Source organism: Mesorhizobium sp. B2-8-5 (assembly GCF_006440675.2).
Taxonomy (GTDB): Bacteria; Pseudomonadota; Alphaproteobacteria; order Rhizobiales; family Rhizobiaceae; genus Mesorhizobium.
In genome coordinates, this window is record NZ_CP083951.1 from 143,951 (window position 1) to 162,570 (window position 18,620).

Here is an 18,620-nt window from a genome sequence, read left to right on the forward strand (position 1 = left end):
GAATGGAGGATGAAATGCTGAAATTGAATCGCAAGATCGGATTGCTGGCATTTGCCGCGGGCGCGTTGCTGGCCATCACTCAGGCACGGGCCGAGGACGCCTCGGCAACCGCGGCCTACAAAGATATCCAGGCCACGCTCGGCACGGTGCCCGACATGTTCAAGACGCTGCCCGATGTCGCGGTGGCCGGTGCGTGGGCCGAGATCAAGGGCGTGCAGCTCAATCCGAACACCGCCCTCAATGGCAAGACCAAGGAGCTGATGGGCCTGGCGGTCGCTTCGCAGATCCCCTGCCAGTACTGCATCTATTTCCACACGCTGGCGGCCAAGGCGAACGGCGCGAGCGACGAGGAGATCAAGGAGGCCATCGCCATGGCGGCGATCGTGCGCCACTGGTCGACGATGCTCAACGGCAGCCAGGTCGACCTCGCCACATTCAAGAAGCAGACCGACGACCTGTTCGCCGCCGTCAAGGCGAAGTCGCAGTGAAAGACCCTCGGCCCGGCGGTCACGCCGGGCTGCGTCCCGAGCAACGGAACGCCCGATCAGACGGGCCATGGAGGCAAGAAATGTTGACCAAGACAAAGACAGTGGATGGCGCCGCGATCAAGAAGGCGATCGAGGGCCGTGACGGCAAGCTCTTGTCGAGCTTCTACAATGACGATGCGCTGGTGCGGGTGATCGACCGGAACAATCCGCCGAGCAAGCCGCGCGAGATCCGCGGCCGCGCGGCGATCAGCACCTTCTGGGACGATATCTGCAGCCGGGCGATGACCCACAAGGTGGATACCACCATCGCCGAGGGGGACAACCTCGCCTTCATGCAAGCCTGCGCCTATCCGGACGGCACAAAAGTGTGCTGCGCGGCGATGGTGGAGCTGAAGAACGGCCTGATCGCGCGGCAGACCGTCGTGCAGGCCTGGGACGAATAACAAGTCGCGGACAAATCAACAGCGGCCTGGCCGCAATCATGAGGGAGAGCAAACATGTTCAGCGCCAGATGGCAGATCGACGCGAAGTTCGGGCAGAAGCAGACCGCACTCGAGCTGATGCGGAAATGGGAGCGCGAGATCGGCTCGCAGGTCGGGCTCGCTGACTTGAATTTTCGCCTGATGACCGGCTCGATCGGCGCACGTGAAGCGACGATCGAGTCCCATCACGAGGTCGAAAGCCTGGCCCAGCTGGAAGCGTTCTTCGCCAAGATCGCCAAGATCGACGCGCACGCCAAATGGGGCAAGGAATTAGAGCCCTATGTGGTGTCGGGCACCAGCCAGTGGCAGATCTTCCGCATCGTGGAATAGCTGCACCGTCGAAGAGCCGGGGCTGAGAGGCCGCCGGCGAGCACGAAGGCGCGAGTGGCCGCGACGCGGGCGGCCGCTCGTCAGCATCAGATCGACAGGGCCAGGGACCGAGCATCCCGGCACGGCCGGCCCCGGCCGGGTTGGCTGCCATGTCATGGCTCTCCCGGGCCATGCCCCGCTGGCCCTTTCGGGCGAAGCGGCGCGCACCGGATTGGTGCAATGTGCTCTTCCTGCACCGTCGAACGCACCCGCCCGTCGAGGCGGCATAACGAAGCAACAAATGCGTCGCGCCGACGCCGCATGGCGGTGGGCGCAATCAAGGGAGCAAACCGATGACCGACGAAACCCATGCAAAACTGCGTGAAAGCCTGCGCGGGGAGGTGATCCTGCGTGACGATGCCGGCTATGACGAGGCCCGCAAGGTCTATAACGGCATGATCGAAAAGCGCCCGCTGCTGATCGCACGCTGCGCCGATGTCGCCGACGTGATCACCGCCGTGAAATACGCGCGCGATAACGACCTGCTGATCGCCGTGCGCGGCGGCGGGCACAACGGCGCCGGGCTGGGGATTTGCGACAACGGCCTCGTCATCGACCTGTCGATGATGAAAGGGGTCCATGTCGATCCGAAAACGCGCACCGTGAGGGTCGGGCCAGGCTGCACGTCGGGTGACGTGGACCATGCCACCCATCCTTTCGGGCTGGCTGTTCCGGCCGGCATCGTCTCGACCACGGGCGTTGCCGGTCTTACCCTCGGCGGCGGGACGGGCTATCTCACGCGCAGATACGGTCTCACCATCGACAATCTGGTCGAAGCCGATCTGGTGCTGGCCGACGGCAGCGTGGTGACAGCCAGCAAAGCTGAGAATCCCGACCTGTTCTGGGCGCTCCGGGGCGGCGGCGGCAATTTCGGCGTCGTGACCAGCTTCCTGTTCCAGGCCCATCCTGTGAACATGATCTTCGGCGGCCCGGTGTTCTGGGAGGCCAAGGATGCGTTGGCCGTCATGCGAACCTATCGCGACTACCTGCCGGAGGCGCCGGAAGATCTTGGCGCCTTTGTCGGCCTGAAAACCGTTCCCTCGACCGATCCCTTCCCGCGCGAATATTGGGGCAAGCGCGCCTGCGCAATCATCTCCTGCTACAACGGCACCGAGGAGGACGGACGCAAGGCCATGGCGCCGCTGCTCGATAATCTGCCGCCGCCGATTTTCAACTGGATGGGCGTGATGCCATTCCCGGCCTTGCAGGCTTTGTTCGATCCGCTGCTTCCGAAAGGCCTGCAATGGTATTGGAAGGGCGATTTCGTGAAGTCGCTTCCCGACGAAGCCATCGCCACCCATATCGCCCAGGCCGCCACGGCGCCGAGCGAATTGTCGCTCATGCATCTTTACCCGATCGACGGCGCCGTTCGCCGCGTCGGCAAGAACGAAACCGCGTGGAACGCGCGCGACGCAACCTGGTCGATGGTCATCGCCGCCATCGATCCCGATCCGGGCAAGGCCGCCGACCTCACCAGGTGGGCCAAGAACTACTGGACGAGCATCCACCCCCATAACGGCGAAGGCGGTTACGTGAATTTCATGATGGACGACGAAGGAGAAGCGCGCGTGCAGGCGAGCTATGGCGCAAATTACGAGCGGCTGAGCCAGGTGAAGCGCACCTATGACCCCTTCAACGTCTTCCGGGTCAACCAGAACATCAAGCCCGCGACTTCGATGACGGAGGGCAGGACAGCCGCTTAATTCTTACGCTGGTCCCGCCGACGCAGGGATCGTCGCGCCGAGGTCGGATTGCCTCCGAATTGCTCTTCGCAATTCGGGACAATCCGACCTCCCCCACAAGGGGAGAGGCAGAAGGCGCCTAGCCGTGCGCCACCATCACGTGGCGGACGGCGGTGTAGTCCTCCAGCGCGTAGAGCGACATGTCCTTGCCGTAGCCGGACTGCTTCAGGCCGCCATGCGGCATCTCGTTGGTCAGCATGAAGTGCGTGTTGATCCAGGTGCAGCCATATTGCAGGCGGGCGGCCGTCGCCATGGCGCGCGAGACGTCTTTCGTCCATACCGACGAGGCCAGGCCGTAGTCGCTGTCGTTCGCCCAGTTCACCGCTTCATCGACGTCGGAGAAGCGAGTGACCGAGACGACCGGACCGAACACCTCGCGGCGCACGATCTCGTCTTCCTGCAGCGCGCCGGCGACGACGGTCGGCTGGTAGTAGAAGCCGGAGCCCTCGCCCGGCTTGCCGCCGGTGGTGATCTCGATGTGCTTCAGTTCCGAAGCGCGCTCGACGAAGCTCGACACGCGGTCGCGCTGGCGGCGCGAGATCAGCGGCCCGATCTCGTTCTCGGTGTCGTCCGGCTGGTTGTATTTGATGGTCGAGACGGCGGAAGAGAGGTCGGCGACGAGCTTGTCGTAGATCTTCTTGCCGGCATAGATGCGGCAAGCGGCGGTGCAGTCCTGGCCGGCATTGTAATAGCCGAAGGCGCGCAGGCCGTTGACCACCGCGCCGAGATCGGCGTCGTCGAAGACGATGACCGGCGCCTTGCCACCAAGCTCCAGATGCGTGCGCTTGACCGACTTGGCGGCCGCCTGCAGCACCTTCTTGCCGGTGGCGACGTCACCGGTGATCGAGATCATGTTCACCTTGGGGTGGTTGATCAGCGTGTTTCCGACGCTGTCGCCGCGGCCGAGCACGACATTGACGACGCCCTCGGGCAGCACCTGGGCGAGGATCTTCGCCAGCTTCAGCGCCGTCAGCGGCGTCTGCTCCGACGGCTTGAAGACGACCGTGTTGCCGCCGCCGATCGCCGGCGCCAGCTTCCAGGCCATCATCATCAGCGGATAGTTCCAGGGCGCGATGGAAGCGACGATGCCGACCGGGTCGCGCCGCACCATCGAGGTGTGGCCCGGAATATATTCGCCGGCAACCTGGCCGGGCATCGAACGCACCGCGCCGGCAAAGAAGCGGTAGCAGTCGACGATCGCCGGAATCTCGTCATTGAGCACGGCGTTGATCGGCTTGCCGCAATTCAGCGCTTCGAGCGCCGCGAAGTCCTTCGCCTCGGCTTCGATGCGGTCGGCGATCTTGAGCAGATAGCCCGAGCGCTGCGCCGGCGTGGTGCGCGACCAACTGACGAACGCTCGTTCGGCCACAGCGACGGCAGCCTCGATCTGCGCCGGACTCGCTTCGGGCAGGTTGAGGATCGTCGCGCCGGTCTTCGGATTGAGGATCGGCTCCTCGGTCTCGGTGCCCTTCTCGAACTTCGAGCCGATCAGCATCTGGGTGTCCATGGGGTCTCTCCTTATTCAGGAGCGAGTAGCGAGTAGCGAATAGCGAGTAGGGCTTGGCTATCGATTTCCCTGTTCGCTATTGGCTATTCCCTATTCGCTATTTTCATTTCCCGCTGCCGGCGATCTGGTCGCCGTCGCGGGTCAGGTAATAGGCAAAGAGGATCGGCAGCAGCGTCACCAGCACGACGACCATGGCCACGACATTGGTGACCGGGCGCTGGCGCGGGCGGATCAGTTCCTCCAGCATCCAGATCGGCACGGTCTGCTGCTGGCCGGCGGTGAAGGTGGTGACGATGACCTCGTCGAAGGACAGCGCGAAGGCGAGCATGCCGCCGGCAAACAATGCGGTTGCGATGTTGGGCAGCACGACATGCCGGAACGTCTGGAAACCGTCGGCGCCGAGGTCCATCGACGCCTCGATCATCGAGCCGGAGGTGCGGCGGAAACGGGCGACGGCGTTGTTGTAGACGACGACCACGCAGAAGGTGGCGTGGCCAAGCACGATCGTCCAGAACGAGAACGGGATGTCGGCCAGCGCAAAGGCGGAGCGTAGCGCAATGCCGGTGATGATGCCGGGCAGCGCGATCGGCAGGATGACCAGCAGCGAGATGGCCTCGCGGCCGAAGAAGCGCGTCTGCGAGACGGCGGCGGCGCAGAGCGTGCCGAGCACCAGCGCGATCGCCGTCGAGATGGCGGCGACGCGGACAGAGAGCGACAGCGCGTCCCATACGTCCGGCCGGTTCCAGGTGACGGCGAACCAATGCGTGGTGAGCCCCGGCGGCGGCCAGACGAAGCTCTTCTCTTCCGTCGTGAAGGCATAGACGAAGATCAGGAGGATCGGCAGATGCAGGAAGAGCAGGCCGCAGGCGGCGGCGATCTTCAGGCCGAGCGGAGCGGATTGGCCACCGTCAGAGCGCATCGAAAGCCCCCATGCGCTTGGCGCCCCAGAGATAGAAGCCCATGATGACGATGGGCACCACGGTGAAGGCGGCAGCCAACGGAATGTTGCCGGCGGTGCCCTGCTGCGAATAAACGGCCTGGCCGATGAACAGGCGCGAGGTGCCGATGATCTGCGGGATGATGTAGTCGCCCAAAGTCAGCGAGAAGGTGAAGATCGAGCCGGCGACGATGCCGGGCAGCGCCAGCGGGAACAGCACGTTGCGGAAGGTCTGGCCGGGTGAGGCGCCGAGATCGGACGAGGCCTCGACCAGATTGCCGGGCACGCGTTCGAGCGCGGCCTGCACCGGCAGGATCATGAAGGGCAGCCAGACATAGACGAAGACAATGAAAGTGCCGGTGAAGGAGACCGACAGCGAGTTGCCGCCGACGATCGGCAGCGACAGCCAGGCATCGAGCAGCCAGAGCAGGTTCAGCTTGGCGAGCAGCCAAGTGAGGATGCCTTCCTTGGCCAGGATCAGCTTCCAGGCGTAGATCTTGACCAGATAGCTCGACCACAGCGGCAGCATGACGCCGAGATAGAACAGCGCCTTCCAGCGGCCGCGCGCATAGCGCGCCGCGTAATAGGCGATGGGGAAAGCAATGATTGCCGAGGCAAGCGTGACAAGCGCCGCCATCGTCACCGTGCGCAGGATGATGTCGAGATTGGCTGCCTGGAACAGGTCGCCATAGGTCTTCAGCGTGAACTCGCGGTTGATGAGGCCGGAAAACTCGTCGATCGAGAAGAAGCTCTGCGCCAGCAGCGCGAACAGCGAGCCGATATAGACAATGCCTAGCCATAGCACTGGTGGCAGGAGCATGAGCAGCAGCAGAAGCTTCGGCCGGCGCCAGAACAGGTCGGAGAGCGCACCGCGCATGCCGCCGCTGCCGGGCAGGATGGCCGGGGTGGGGTTGGACTGAACAGCGGCGACGGTCATGGGGCCGCCGCGTGCTGAAGGGCATTGTGGGGGAAGCCGAGATCCTTCGCGCCCCCCTCTGTCCTGCCGGACATCTCCCCCACAAGGGGGGAGATCAGCCGTCGCCTGCGATTTCGCCAGTCACCAACGTCGGAAGGATGCGTGGGGCGCCGAAACAGCCAATCTCCCCCCTTGTGGGGGAGATGGCCGGCAGGCCAGAGGGGGGCGCCGTAGAGCGCCTCGCCTGCCTGACTGGCCACTATCCCGAGCACGGTCATGCCGGCTCGTCCATCAGATGCAGGCTCTCGCGGTTGAAGGTCAGCATCACAGGCTCGCCTTCCGCCGGCAGCGCCGTGCCGGCCGGCACCACCGCGTGCAGCCGCAACCCATCGGCGTCGAGTGCCAGCCTTGTCGTGGCGCCGAGGTAGTTGGCCCCGACAAGGCGCGCGGCGACGCCGTCGCCGCTGGCCGCGCTGGAGATGCGGATGGACTCCGGGCGCAGACTCCCCCAGCGATGCTGGCCGGAATAGCGCTGGACGAAATCCGGCGACAGCACGTTGGACGAGCCGACGAAATCGGCGACGAAGCGCGTGTTCGGCCGCTGGTAGATATCCTCCGGCGTGCCGACCTGCATGATCCTGCCATCGTTGAAGACGGCGACGCGGTCGGCCATGGACAGCGCCTCGCCCTGGTCGTGGGTGACGAAGACGAAGGTGATGCCGAGCACCTTCTGCAGCGATTTCAATTCCTCCTGCATGTTCTCGCGCAGCTTGAGGTCGAGCGCGCCGAGCGGCTCGTCCAGCAGCAGCACCTTGGGCTGGTTGACCAGCGCGCGGGCAAGCGCGACACGCTGGCGCTGGCCGCCGGATAGCTGGCCGGGGCGGCGCGCGCCATAGCCCGGCAGGCGCACCAGCGACAGCGCTTCCTCCGCCGCCTTCAGTCGCTCGGCCTTGCCGACGCCCTTGACCATCAGGCCGTAGGCGACATTGTCGAGCACGTTGAGATGCGGGAACAGCGCATAGTCCTGGAAGACGGTGTTGACGTTGCGGCGATAGGGCGGAACGCCCTCGGCGCGGGCGCCGAAGATGGAGATCGAGCCGGCCGTCGGCTGCTCGAAGCCGGCGATGAGACGCAGGCAGGTCGTCTTGCCGGACCCTGACGGCCCCAGCATGGCGAAGAACTCGCCCGGTACGATGTCGAGATCGACGGCGTCGACGGCGCGCACGTTGCCAAAATGGCGCGAGACTTGTTTGAAGGAAACGGCAGAGGTCATGGGCCTGTCTGTCTATAGCCTGTCTGTCTATAGCCGGGCTGTCTATAGCCGGGTCTGGAAAATTCGCGCGGCGAACCACCTCCCCGCGAGAGGTCGCGGTTCAGCCCTCGGGTGGGGATCGCCCCACCCCGACACTGCATCTCGAACCTACCCCCGGAGGGGAGGACTAGGAGATCACCGGCCGCCGATGACGCCGATATAGTCCGACACCCAGCGGTAGTAAGGCACGCACTGGTCGTTCTGGCTGGCGCATTTCGACACCGGCGTCTTCCAGAACTTGATCTTGTCGAAATTCTCGTAGCCGTTGGTCTTGCAGCCTTCCTCGCCGAGCAGTTCGTTGCCCTTGCAGGCGGCGGGCACGACCGGCAGCGAGCCGAACCAGGCCGAGACGTCGCCCTGGACCTTCGGCGACAAGGAATGCTCGAGCCACATATAGGCGCAGTTCGGATGAGCGGCGTCGGCTTCCATCATGGTGGTGTCGGCCCAACCGGTGACACCTTCTTCCGGCACGGTCGAGGCGACCGGCTTCTTGGCGGCGACCAGCGTGTTGACCTGATAGGGCCATGAGCCTGAGGCGACCACGCCCTCGTTCTGGAAGTCGTCGACCTGGATCGCGGCATCGTGCCAGTAGCGGCCGACCAGCGTGCGTTGCGTGCGCAAAAGATCGAGCGCCGCCTTGTACTGGTCCTCATTGAGCTCGTAAGGGTCCTTGATGCCGAGTTCCGGCTTGTGGAACATCAAATAGTTGGCGGCGTCAGCGATGTGGATCGGGCCGTCATAGGCCTGGACGCGGCCCTTGTTCGACTTGCCGTCGGGCAGCTTCATTTCCTCGAAGACGACATTCCAGCTCTTGGGCGCTTCCTTGAAGACGTCGGTGCTGTACATCAGGATGTTAGGGCCCCACTGATAGGGAACGCCGTAATGCACCTTGTCGACGGTGAACCAGGGCGCATCCTTCAGGCGGTCGTCGACGGTCTTCCAGCTTGGGATCAGATCGGTGTTGATCGGCTGGACACGCTTGCCGGCGACGAGGCGCAGCGAGGCATCGCCCGAAGCGGTGACGAGGTCGAAGCCGCCTTCGTTCATCAGCGAGACCATCTCGTCCGAGGTGTTGGCGGTCTTGACGTTGACCTTGCAGCCGCTTTCCTTCTCGAAAGCCGTCACCCAGTCATAGCCCTTGTCGGTCTCGCCGCGCTCGATATAGCCCGGCCAGGCAACGATGTTGACCTCGCCCTCGCCCTTGCCGAGTTCCTTGACCTGGGCGATGGCCTGACTGGAAAAAGTCAGCGCGACTGTCAGCGCCGTGCACGACTTCAGGAATGCATTCATCGTCGATCTCCCATTGCTAGGGGCAGCGCTCTCAGGGCGCGGCTTTGTTCCCTGAACGGAAGGTGCTGTGAAAAATCCGGTTTCGCAAATTCATTTATCAGAAAGCCGATATCGGTTTTACCGATAGGTATCACAGTCGCTGGCGCACCATCCGCTGCGACTGCGCGAGGCCGATGAAGTCGCGCGCGGCCTGCGGCAAGCCGGAGCCGCGGCGCCAGACGGTGCCGACTTGGACCACTGGCAGCGAACCGGAAACGTCGCGCGATTCGATGCGGTCGCCTTCCAGCGACCAGGGCCGGTAGACGAGGTCGGGCAGCAGCGCCACGCCGGCGCCGGTGGCGACAAGGCTGCGCACCGCCTCGACCGAGCGGGTGCGGAAGGCGACATGCGGCCGGGCGCCGATCGCCGACAGCAGCTTGCCGGTGTTCTCCTCGATCTCGTCGACGGTGAGCATGATCAGCGGCTCGGACGCGATATCGCCGATCGAGATGATGTCGGCGCTGGCGAGCCTGTGGCTGAGCGGAACCCACAGCCGGTAGGCCGAGACTTCCAGGATTTCCGACTGCAGCGCGGTGCGGTCGCGCAGGTTGGACGTCACCATGACGGCGATGTCGAGCTTGCCGCCGACCAGAAGGTGCTCGAGATAGTCGCCATTGTCCTCAATGGCCGAAACCTCGACGCCGGGATAGGCGCGGCGGTAGCGCGCGAGCAGATCGGAGAGCACATAGCCGGCGACCAGCGAGGTGACGCCGAGCTGCAGGCGGCCGCCCGCGGCGGCCTGCTCACTGGAGAAGGAACGGCGCGCATCCGAGACATCGGCCAGGATCTTGGTCGCGTGGCGCAGGAACTGGTGACCCTTGTGGGTGATGTTGAGGCCGCGCGGATGGCGCTCGAACAGCTCGACGCCGAGATCGCTCTCCAATTCCTTGATCGCCTCGGTGACCGAGGACTGGGAAATGGACAGGTTCTGCGCGGCGCCCGAGACGGTGCCTTGCTCGGCGACGGCGACGAAGAACTGCAATTGGCGGATGGTGAAGGCCATGGCCGGACTAAACACCGGCCAATGCGGTGCTGGGAAGTGGGCAAGGTCCAAAACTTGACGGCCGCTCTATTCGTAACTATCTAAGTTACATGAAACGCAACAGCCGACTGTCCTCGACCCTGCATATCCTCGTCCACATGGCCGACGCGCCCGACCGGGCGCTGACCTCGGAGCAATTGGCCGGCTTCATCCACACCAATCCGGTGGTCGTGCGCCGCACCATCGCCGGCTTGCGCGAGGCCGGCATCGTCACCTCGTCGCGCGGCCATGGCGGCGGCTGGCAGCTCGGCCGCGCGCCGGACAAGATCTCGCTGGCCGAGATCAGCGCCGCGCTCGGCGAAACGCTGCTGCCGTTCAGCACTGAGCCGGAAAGTCCCGGGTGCCTGGTCGAGCAGGCGGTGATCGCCGTGCTCGACGATTTTCGCCTGGAGGCGGAAAGGCTGCTCACTGAGCGGCTCAGCCATATCACGCTGGCCGACCTGACGGCCGACTTCCGCCGCCGTTATGACCTGATTGGAGTATCTAGCCATGCAGTATGATGTGATCGTCGTCGGCGGCAGCTTTGCCGGCCTCTCCGCCGCCATGTATGCGGCGCGCGGGCGGCGCAAGGTGCTGATGATCGATGCCGGGCAGCCGCGGAACCGCTTTGCCGAGCATTCGCATGGCTTCTTCGGCCAGGACGGGCGGGCGCCGTCGGACATCCTCGACGAGGCCAGGGCACAGTTGCTTGCCTATCCCACCGTCAAGGTGATGGACGGCCGCGCCGAGCGGACCGCCGCTGCCGGCGCCGGCTTCGAGGTCCGGATGGAGGATGGCGAGGGCTTCGGCGCGACACGGCTGGTGCTCGCCACCGGTGTCCGCGACATCCTGCCGGACGTTCCAGGACTTGCCGCGCAGTGGGGCAAGACGGTGCTGCATTGCCCCTATTGCCACGGCTACGAAGTGGCCGGCGGGCCGCTCGGCGTGCTGGCGACCGGACCGATGTCGCTGCACCAGGCCGAGCTGATTTCCGACTGGGGCGACGTCACGCTGTTCGCTGACGGCTTGTTCGAACCGGACACGGACCAGGCGCGGGCATTGGAGAAGCGCAACATCAGGTTCGAGCCGGCTAAAGTGGCGGAAGTGCACAACAACGCCGCCGACGGTCTGGTCGTCAGGCTGGATGGTAATCGCAGCGCAAGCGTGCGGGCGCTGTTCACCGCGCCGCGCAACGAAATGGCAAGTCCGCTCGCCGAGCAGCTGGGCTGCGCCTTCAACGAAGGCCCGCTTGGCCGGGCGATCGTCGTGGACGACAAGCAGCAGACATCGGTGCCCGGCGTCTTCGCGGCTGGAGACGCCGCGCGCCTGATGCACAACATCGCCTTCGCGGTGTCGGGCGGCGCGATGGCCGGGGTTGCGGCGCACCAGTCGCTGGTGTTCGGTTAGCCCCTCATTCCTTGGGCGCGTCAGGCTGCGGCAATACTGAGCCGGGCGCCGGCCTGGCTCAGCGCGGCGGCTATGTCGCGTGGCGGCGGCTGGTCGGTGACGAGCTCGGAAAAGCCGTCGAAGCCGCAGACCCGGACCAGTCCTTGGCGGCCGAACTTGGTGTGGTCGGTGACGACCAGCGAGCGCTGGCCGCGCGACAGCACCATGCGGGCGAATTCCGCCTCTTCCAACTCGTAGTCGGTGAGGCCGGCGGCGGCGTCGACCGCGCCGATCGAAATCACCGCGTGATCGACCGAAAAGCGGCTGACGAACTCGATCGCCGAGATGCCGAAAGCCGCGCCTGAATCGCTGCGCAGCTCGCCGCCGGCCATATAGACCTTGTTGCCGTTCACCGTCGCCAGCGTGCGGGCGATGTCGGAGGAATTGGTGACCACCGTCAGCCGGCGATGGCCGAGCAACTCTCGCGCGAGGAAGGATGTGGTCGTGCCGGTGTCGAGCATGATCGCCTCGCCATCGCGGATCGTGGCCGCGACCATCCTGGCGATCAGGCGCTTGGCTTCGGCATTTTCGCGCATGCGCCGCTCGAACGGCGCCTCGCCCACCATCGAGGCAAGGCCCACGGCGCCATGCATCTTCAGCACCGAACCGTCGTCGGCCAGCGGCTTGACGTCGCGCCGCACCGTTTCCAGCGAGACGCCCAGACGTTCGGCAAGGCTGGCTATGGTGATCGTGCCCTCCTCGTTGAGGAGCCGCAGGATTTCGCCATGCCGTTTCGAATGGATCATGTGGATGTCCGGCACTTTGACCGAATTTAAGGCTTTGGCAACGCTTTGAAAGGAGTCGCTCATATTTTCGGGCAAAACACCCAAAAAAAGTCACAGCTTTTGATTGACAGCTCTGCCACCCTGGCATGACATTAACCTTGTGACAGGCTCGGAACTGCCGCGGGAGGGTGATGGCAGAGCCGCAGCCTAGTGACCAGATCGCCTGGAACCAGCCAGGCGCGAGCTTTTATCAAATCCGCGGGGGCGGATGCCGGGATATCATACCTGGCCAAGGGGCTCGTCGGTGCGGTGCGGGATACCGATCCTGGCGTCTCGCACCGACGAGGCTTTTTCATTTTTTGCCATCCTTGTTTTGGGCGGGGCCGGCTGAGGCCGGAACGAAGCCGTGAACGCCGAAGACCGCATCCGCGCCCTGCCGTGCTGGAACGGCGGCATCGAGATCGAGCCGCTGCCGGGCGGCCTCAGCAACGCCAATTTTGTCGTCACGGATGCGGCCGGGCGCCATGTCGTGCGCATCGGCCAGGACTTCCCGTTCCACCATGTCTTTCGCGAGCGCGAGGTGATGACGGCGCGGGCAGCGCATGCGGCGGGCTTCGCGCCGGCCGTGCATTATGCCGAGCCCGGCATACTGGTGACGGAATTTCTTGGCGCCAAGACTTTCCTCGGAGAGGATGTGCGCGCCAATATCGGCAGCGTGGCGGCTCTGCTGCGCGGCTTCCATCGCGAGATGCCGAACCACGTCTCCGGCGCCGGCTTCATGTTCTGGGTGTTCCACGTCATCCGCGACTATGCGCGCACGCTGGACGAAGGCGGCAGCCGAAAGAAGGATCAGTTGCCGCGCTATCTTTCGCTCGCCGACGAGCTCGAGCGGGCGCAGAAGCTTTTGCCGATCGTCTTCGGCCACAACGATCTTTTGCCGGCCAATATTCTCGACGACGGCAAACGGCTGTGGTTGATCGACTTCGAGTATGCCGGCTTCAACACGGCGATGTTCGACCTCGCCGGCGTCGCGTCCAATGCCGGCATGAGCAACGACGAATCCTTCGCCTTCCTGACCGCCTATTTCATGAAGGAGCCGGACGGCGAAATCCGCCGTTCGCATGCCGCCATGCAATGCGCCTCGCTGCTGCGCGAGGCGATGTGGAGCATGGTCTCCGAGCTTTATCTCGACGCGCCCGGCATCGACTATGTCGCCTATACCGAGGAAAACCTCGTCCGGCTCGACGCGGCGCTTGAGAATTACTGGACGAAATACGGGACCAAGTCATGACTTTGCCCAGCCATGCCGAAATCGTCGTCATCGGCGGCGGCATCATCGGCTGCTCCACTGCCTATCATCTGGCACGCGACCACAAGGCCGATGTGGTGCTTCTCGAGCAGGGCAAGCTGACCTCGGGCTCGACCTGGCACGCCGCCGGACTGGTCGGGCAGTTGCGCTCCTCGGCCTCGATCACGCGCGTGCTCAAATATTCCGTCGATCTCTACAAGGGACTGGAGGCCGAGACGGGCCTGGCGACCGGCTGGAAGATGACCGGCTGTTTGCGGCTGGCAACGAACGCCGACCGTTGGACCGAATTCAAGCGGCTGGCGACCACGGCAAAAAGCTTCGGCATGGACATGCAGCTTCTGTCGCCTGCGGAAGTGAAGCGAATGTGGCCGCTGATGGAGACCGGCGATCTGGTCGGCGCCTCGTGGCTGCCGACCGACGGGCAGGCAAGCCCCTCCGATATCGCCCAGTCGCTCGCCAGGGGCGCGCGCATGCATGGCGCGAAACTGTTCGAGGACGTGCGCGTCACCGGCTTTGCGATGAAGGACGGCCGCATCACGGCGGTGAAGACTTCAAAAGGCGACATCGCCTGCGGCAAGGTGGTGAACTGCGCCGGGCAGTGGGCAAGGCAGGTCGGCGCGATGGCCGGCATCAACGTGCCGCTGCAGCCGGTCAAGCACCAGTACATCATCACCGAGAAGATCGAGGGGCTGGCCAACGACGCGCCGACGATCCGCGACCCCGACCGCCGCACCTATTTCAAGGAAGAGGTCGGCGGGCTGGTAATGGGCGGCTATGAGCCCAACCCGCAGGCCTGGACGACCAATCTCCCAGGGGGTGACGTCCCCAACGACTGGGAATTCCGCCTGTTCGACGACGACTACGATCACTTCGAACAGCATATGACCCAGGCGATCGCGCGTGTTCCGGCTCTGCAAACCGCCGGCGTCAAGCAGATGATCAACGGGTCGGAGAGTTTCACGCCGGATGGCAATTTCATCCTGGGCGTCGCGCCCGAATGCGCCAACATGTTCGTCGGCGCCGGCTTCAACGCCTTCGGCATCGCGTCGGGCGGCGGCGCTGGCTGGGTGCTGGCGCAATGGGTGGTCGACGGCGAGGCGCCGCTCGACCTCTGGGTGGTCGACATCAGACGCTTCTCCGGCCTGCACCGCGACCGCGACTGGGTCAGCGACCGCACGCTGGAAGCCTATGGCAAGCACTACACGATCGGCTTCCCGCACGAGGAGTATCTGACAGGACGGCCGCGCATCGTCTCGCCACTCTATGAGCGGCTGAAGACGCACCGCGCCGTGTTCGGCTCCAAGCTCGGCTGGGAGCGGCCGAACTGGTTCGCGCCGGACGGCGCGGCCGCCGAAGACGTCTATTCGATGGGCCGCCAGAATTGGTTCGGCCCGGTCGGCGACGAACACCGTCATGTGCGCGAGAAGGTCGGCATCTTCGACCAGTCCTCCTTCGCCAAATACGAGCTGACCGGCGCGGACGCGCTGAAGGCGCTCGACTGGATCTGCGCCAACGACGTCAACAAGCCGGTCGGACGGCTGACCTACACGCAGCTCCTCAACACGCGCGGCGGCATCGAGGCCGACCTCACCGTGTCGCGGCTCGGCGAGGACCGGTTCTACATCGTCACCGGCACCGGCTTCCGCACGCATGATCTGTCCTGGATAAGCGACCATATCGGCTCGGGCCTCGACGCCAGGTTGAAGGACGTCACGGAAGATTTCGGCACGCTGTCGCTGATGGGGCCGCGCGCCCGCGACGTGCTGTCGGCGGTGACGGAGGCCGATGTCTCGAACGCCGCCTTCCCCTTTGGCCATGCGCGCGAGATCGCAATAGCCGGCCATGGCGTGAAGGCGCTGCGCGTCACTTATGTCGGCGAGCTCGGCTGGGAGCTGCATGCGCCGATCGCCGCCACCGGCGAGGTTTTCGACGCGCTGATGGCGGCGGGCAAAGTGCATGGCATTCGCCCGGTCGGCTACCGCGCGCTGGAGTCGCTCAGGCTGGAGAAAGGCTACCGCGCCTGGGGTTCCGACATCACGCCGAACGACACGCCGCTGGAGGCCGGGCTCGGCTGGGCGGTGAAGCTTCGCAAGAACACCGACTTCGTCGGACGCAGGGCGCTGGGGAAAGCAGCCGGCAAAGCGCCGACGAAACGTTTTGCCGGCTTCACCGTGGACGATCCCGAGATCGTGCTGGTCGGGCGCGAGACGATCCTGCGCAATGGCGAACCGGTGGGCTACCTCACCAGCGGCGGCCACGGCTACACGGTGGGCAAGAACATCGGCTACGGCTATGTGCGCAATGCCGACGGCGTCGGCGACGAGTTCCTTGCCTCTGGCGACTACGAGTTGGTGGTGGCGATGGAACGCACGCCGGGAAAAATCCATCTCGAGCCGATGTACGATCCGGCCGGAGCAAGGATAAGGGCCTGATCCACGCAGAGCGGGTCAGCTGACGCGCAGCACAAGCCCCCTGCTCGGCACGGTATCGGTTTCGCCCGGCATCGAGGCATAGGGCGCCGTTTCCTCGACGCGCTTCAACCTGCCTTGAGCCTCAAGCCCGGCGATGCGCTCGGCGAAGCCGGCCTGCCAAAGCGTGTTCTTGACGGTCAGCACGATGACGCCGCCTGGACGGCAGATGCGGATCAGCTCGTCCAGTCCCTCGACCCCGACATGGCCCGAGGTGAAGACGCCCGCCGAAACAATGCCGGCATAGGCGCCGCCGGCGAAGGGCAAAGCGTCGCCCATGGCCAGGCGATGCAGCGCCGTGTAGACGCCCTTCGCGCCTGCCTTGTCCAGCATGCCTTGCGAGATGTCGAGCGCCTCGACCCTGGGATAGCCGGTGATGGCCAGCCATTCGCCGATCAGACCGGTGCCGGCGCCGGCATCGAGCAAGGGTTCGGCGCCGCGCGGCAGGTGCCGGGCAAGCAGCGCAAGGCATATCGTCGGGTGGCGGTAGCCGGCGGCCGACATGTCGGCGTCATAGGTCTCGGACCAGCTGTCATAGATCGCCGCCACTTCCTCAGGCCGCTTCGCGGCGTAGGCCGCGCTTAGCGAGCCGCTGTGCTTGCCGTCCGCCATTTCTGCTCCCGCCGCCGATTCGTATCCGCAATGGTAGCCAAGCGGCAAAAACTGTGGAACCGTTCCGCTATAAAACATCGTGTGATGGTAAAGGGGATGACGATGGACGAGGCGCGCGCCGCGTTGGCCGCCATTCCGGCGCTGGCAGGCTATGACGGACCGCTGCAGCGTTTGGGCGGTCTGACCAACATGGTCTACAGGGCCGGCGAAGCGTGTCTGCGCATTCCTGGCAAGGGCACGCAAGAATATATCAACCGCGCCAACGAGGCGGTGGCGGCGCGCGAGGCGGCCAGGGCCGGCGTCAGTCCCGAAGTGCTCCATGCCGATCCGGCGTCCGGCCTGATGGCGACGCGTTTTATTGCTGGCGCCGAGACGATGTCGTCCGAAAAATTCAAGGCGCGGCCGGGCAGCCCGGCGCGGGCCGGCCAGGCCTTCCACAAGCTCCACTCTTCCGGCGCGGTCTTTCCCTTCCGCTTCGAATTGTTCGCGATGATCGACGACTATCTCAAGGTTTTGTCGACCAAGGACGTGGCGCTGCCCGCCGGCTATCACGACGTGGTGCGCGAGGCGGAAGCTGTGCGCGCGGCCCTTGCAGCGCACGCAATCCCGCTCGCCGCCTGCCATTGCGACCCGCTGTGCGAGAATTTCCTCGATACGGGCGATCGGATGTGGATCGTCGACTGGGAATATTCCGGCATGAACGATCCGCTGTGGGACCTCGGCGACCTTTCGGTCGAGGGCAAATTCGATGTCGGCCAGGACGAGGAACTGATGCACGCCTATTTCGGTGGCGAGGCGAGGCCGGTGGAGCGCGGACGTATTGTCATCTACAAGGCGATGTGCGATCTGCTCTGGACGCTCTGGGGACTGATCCAGCTCGCCAACGACAATCCGGCCGACGATTTCCGAGCCTATGCCGACGGCCGCTTCGCCCGCTGCAAGGCGCTGATGGAGACAACGGAATTCTCTAGGCATCTGGCCGCGATACGCGCGGGTTAGTTCACGCCCTTCGGCACGTTCTCCGGCGGCACCTCGGTCTCCACCACCTTCTGGCGATGGAAGATGAACAGGCCGGCGAGCACGACGATGACCGCGCCGACCAGGATACGCGGCCCCGGGACATCGCCGAAGAACACGAGGCCGAAGACCACAGCCCACAGGAGCAGGGTGTAATGCAGCGGCGCCAGCGTCGAGGCCGGCGCCAGCTTCAGCGCCCTTGTGATCATCAGATGCGCGGCGCAAGAGACGACGCCGAGCAAAAGCATGGCCCCGAAATCGAGCGCCGACGGCGTGCGCCAGGCGCCGATGGTGAGCAGACCGCCGACAATCAGCGTGCCGATGGTCTGCCAGGTAACCAAACTCGTGTCGCTGGTGCCGCGCAGAAGACGGCCGAGGATGATGGCGAAGCCGAAGGCGATGCTGCCCACGAGCGCGAAGGCCGAAGACAACGAGAAGGCCGCCGAGGACGGCTTCAGGATGATCAACACGCCGCAGAAGCCGACCAGGATCGCCAGCCAGCGGCGCCAGCCGACCTTTTCGCCGAGCAAGAGATGCGACAGGGCCGCGACATAGATCGGCCCGGCCATGTAGAAGCTCATCACGTCGGCCAGCGGCAGGTAGACGACCGCGGCATAGAACAGCCCGGTATCGGTTGTGGTGGCCACGACACGCAGGAACTGCAAAACCGGCCGGTCCATGTGAAACAGCCTGGTCGTGCCCTGGTTGGCGATCATCGGACCCAGCACGATGAAGGCGCCGATCGAGCGGATGAGCACCACCTGTCCGACGGAGAAGCTCGCGACCAGCCATTTGCCCATCGCGTCGTTCAGCGCGAACATGAAGTCGCCGGCCAGCATCAAGAGGATGCCGGCGAGCAACATGTTCCTGATCGTGAAATTGCGCGCAAGGGACAGGGCCATGCCGGCTCCCTAGCCGCAAGCAGCCGTTTTGACGAGGG

Annotated in this window: 18 protein-coding genes; 9 read left to right on the forward strand and 9 right to left on the reverse strand. The window is 64.8% G+C overall.

Annotated features, from left to right (window positions below; genetic code table 11):
• Positions 1 to 14 precede the first annotated feature (14 nt).
• The 4 genes from FJ430_RS00685 (at position 15) to FJ430_RS00700 (ending at position 3,042) form a co-directional block, all read left to right on the forward strand.
• Positions 15 to 488: a carboxymuconolactone decarboxylase family protein gene (locus tag FJ430_RS00685; protein ID WP_140702587.1), complete on the forward strand. Its 474-nt coding sequence runs from the start codon at positions 15 to 17 to the stop codon at positions 486 to 488.
• Between the two features lie 80 nt (positions 489 to 568).
• The gene (locus tag FJ430_RS00690; RefSeq protein ID WP_140702584.1) at positions 569 to 931 is read left to right on the forward strand and encodes a nuclear transport factor 2 family protein; all 363 of its coding nucleotides are present in this window, start codon (positions 569 to 571) and stop codon (positions 929 to 931) included.
• A gap of 54 nt (positions 932 to 985) precedes the next feature.
• On the forward strand, positions 986 to 1,300 hold the full coding sequence (locus tag FJ430_RS00695) for a hypothetical protein (RefSeq protein ID WP_140647069.1): 315 nt from the start codon (positions 986 to 988) through the stop codon (positions 1,298 to 1,300).
• A gap of 332 nt (positions 1,301 to 1,632) precedes the next feature.
• Positions 1,633 to 3,042 carry an FAD-binding oxidoreductase gene (locus FJ430_RS00700; RefSeq protein ID WP_140702582.1) on the forward strand — a complete coding sequence of 470 codons (1,410 nt, stop codon included), beginning with the start codon at positions 1,633 to 1,635 and terminating at the stop codon, positions 3,040 to 3,042.
• A 118-nt stretch (positions 3,043 to 3,160) separates the two neighbouring features.
• Here the strand turns inward: FJ430_RS00700 and FJ430_RS00705 are convergent, their stop codons facing one another.
• The 6 genes from FJ430_RS00705 to FJ430_RS00730 all read right to left on the reverse strand — a co-directional run bounded on the left by FJ430_RS00705 (position 3,161) and on the right by FJ430_RS00730 (position 10,085).
• The gene (locus FJ430_RS00705) at positions 3,161 to 4,588 is read right to left on the reverse strand and encodes a gamma-aminobutyraldehyde dehydrogenase (RefSeq protein WP_140702580.1); all 1,428 of its coding nucleotides are present in this window, start codon (positions 4,586 to 4,588) and stop codon (positions 3,161 to 3,163) included.
• Positions 4,589 to 4,691: 103 nt separating this feature from the next.
• On the reverse strand, positions 4,692 to 5,507 hold the full coding sequence (locus FJ430_RS00710; RefSeq protein ID WP_140702578.1) for an ABC transporter permease: 816 nt from the start codon (positions 5,505 to 5,507) through the stop codon (positions 4,692 to 4,694).
• The gene (locus tag FJ430_RS00715; RefSeq protein ID WP_181166848.1) at positions 5,497 to 6,402 is read right to left on the reverse strand and encodes an ABC transporter permease; all 906 of its coding nucleotides are present in this window, start codon (positions 6,400 to 6,402) and stop codon (positions 5,497 to 5,499) included. The genes FJ430_RS00710 and FJ430_RS00715 overlap by 11 nt, the downstream gene beginning before the upstream one ends.
• Before the next feature lie 313 nt (positions 6,403 to 6,715).
• Positions 6,716 to 7,714: an ABC transporter ATP-binding protein gene (locus tag FJ430_RS00720; protein WP_140702574.1), complete on the reverse strand. Its 999-nt coding sequence runs from the start codon at positions 7,712 to 7,714 to the stop codon at positions 6,716 to 6,718.
• Between the two features lie 174 nt (positions 7,715 to 7,888).
• Entirely contained in the window at positions 7,889 to 9,043 is a 1,155-nt protein-coding gene (locus tag FJ430_RS00725; RefSeq protein WP_140702572.1) for an ABC transporter substrate-binding protein, read from the reverse strand.
• 130 nt (positions 9,044 to 9,173) lie between these two features.
• A complete protein-coding gene (locus tag FJ430_RS00730) occupies positions 9,174 to 10,085 on the reverse strand; it encodes a LysR substrate-binding domain-containing protein (RefSeq protein WP_140702570.1) in 912 nt (303 codons plus the stop codon).
• Between the two features lie 89 nt (positions 10,086 to 10,174).
• On the opposite strand from FJ430_RS00730, the gene FJ430_RS00735 reads away from it, so the two are divergent.
• Both FJ430_RS00735 and FJ430_RS00740 read left to right on the forward strand, forming a co-directional pair.
• On the forward strand, positions 10,175 to 10,624 hold the full coding sequence (locus FJ430_RS00735; protein WP_140650228.1) for an RrF2 family transcriptional regulator: 450 nt from the start codon (positions 10,175 to 10,177) through the stop codon (positions 10,622 to 10,624).
• The gene (locus FJ430_RS00740) at positions 10,614 to 11,510 is read left to right on the forward strand and encodes an NAD(P)/FAD-dependent oxidoreductase (protein WP_140702568.1); all 897 of its coding nucleotides are present in this window, start codon (positions 10,614 to 10,616) and stop codon (positions 11,508 to 11,510) included. Before FJ430_RS00735 ends, FJ430_RS00740 begins: the two co-directional genes overlap by 11 nt.
• 20 nt (positions 11,511 to 11,530) lie before the next feature.
• On the opposite strand, the gene FJ430_RS00745 is transcribed toward FJ430_RS00740, so the two are convergent.
• Positions 11,531 to 12,295: a DeoR/GlpR family DNA-binding transcription regulator gene (locus FJ430_RS00745; RefSeq protein WP_140702566.1), complete on the reverse strand. Its 765-nt coding sequence runs from the start codon at positions 12,293 to 12,295 to the stop codon at positions 11,531 to 11,533.
• Positions 12,296 to 12,680: 385 nt separating this feature from the next.
• Between FJ430_RS00745 and FJ430_RS00750 the strand changes: the two genes are divergently transcribed.
• Complete coding sequence (locus FJ430_RS00750) at positions 12,681 to 13,565, forward strand: phosphotransferase family protein (protein ID WP_140702564.1); 885 nt, start codon at positions 12,681 to 12,683, stop codon at positions 13,563 to 13,565.
• Positions 13,562 to 16,015, forward strand: coding sequence for a GcvT family protein (locus FJ430_RS00755; RefSeq protein WP_140702562.1), 2,454 nt, complete (start codon positions 13,562 to 13,564; stop codon positions 16,013 to 16,015). Before FJ430_RS00750 ends, FJ430_RS00755 begins: the two co-directional genes overlap by 4 nt.
• 15 nt (positions 16,016 to 16,030) lie before the next feature.
• Here the strand turns inward: FJ430_RS00755 and FJ430_RS00760 are convergent, their stop codons facing one another.
• Positions 16,031 to 16,663, reverse strand: a complete 633-nt coding sequence (locus tag FJ430_RS00760; RefSeq protein WP_140650236.1) for a class I SAM-dependent DNA methyltransferase — start codon at positions 16,661 to 16,663, stop codon at positions 16,031 to 16,033.
• 96 nt (positions 16,664 to 16,759) lie between these two features.
• On the opposite strand from FJ430_RS00760, the gene FJ430_RS00765 reads away from it, so the two are divergent.
• A complete protein-coding gene (locus FJ430_RS00765; protein WP_140702560.1) occupies positions 16,760 to 17,662 on the forward strand; it encodes a phosphotransferase family protein in 903 nt (300 codons plus the stop codon).
• Here FJ430_RS00765 and FJ430_RS00770 read toward each other — a convergent pair.
• A complete protein-coding gene (locus tag FJ430_RS00770; protein WP_140702558.1) occupies positions 17,659 to 18,582 on the reverse strand; it encodes a DMT family transporter in 924 nt (307 codons plus the stop codon). The genes FJ430_RS00765 and FJ430_RS00770 overlap by 4 nt on opposite strands.
• Positions 18,583 to 18,620 lie beyond the last annotated feature (38 nt).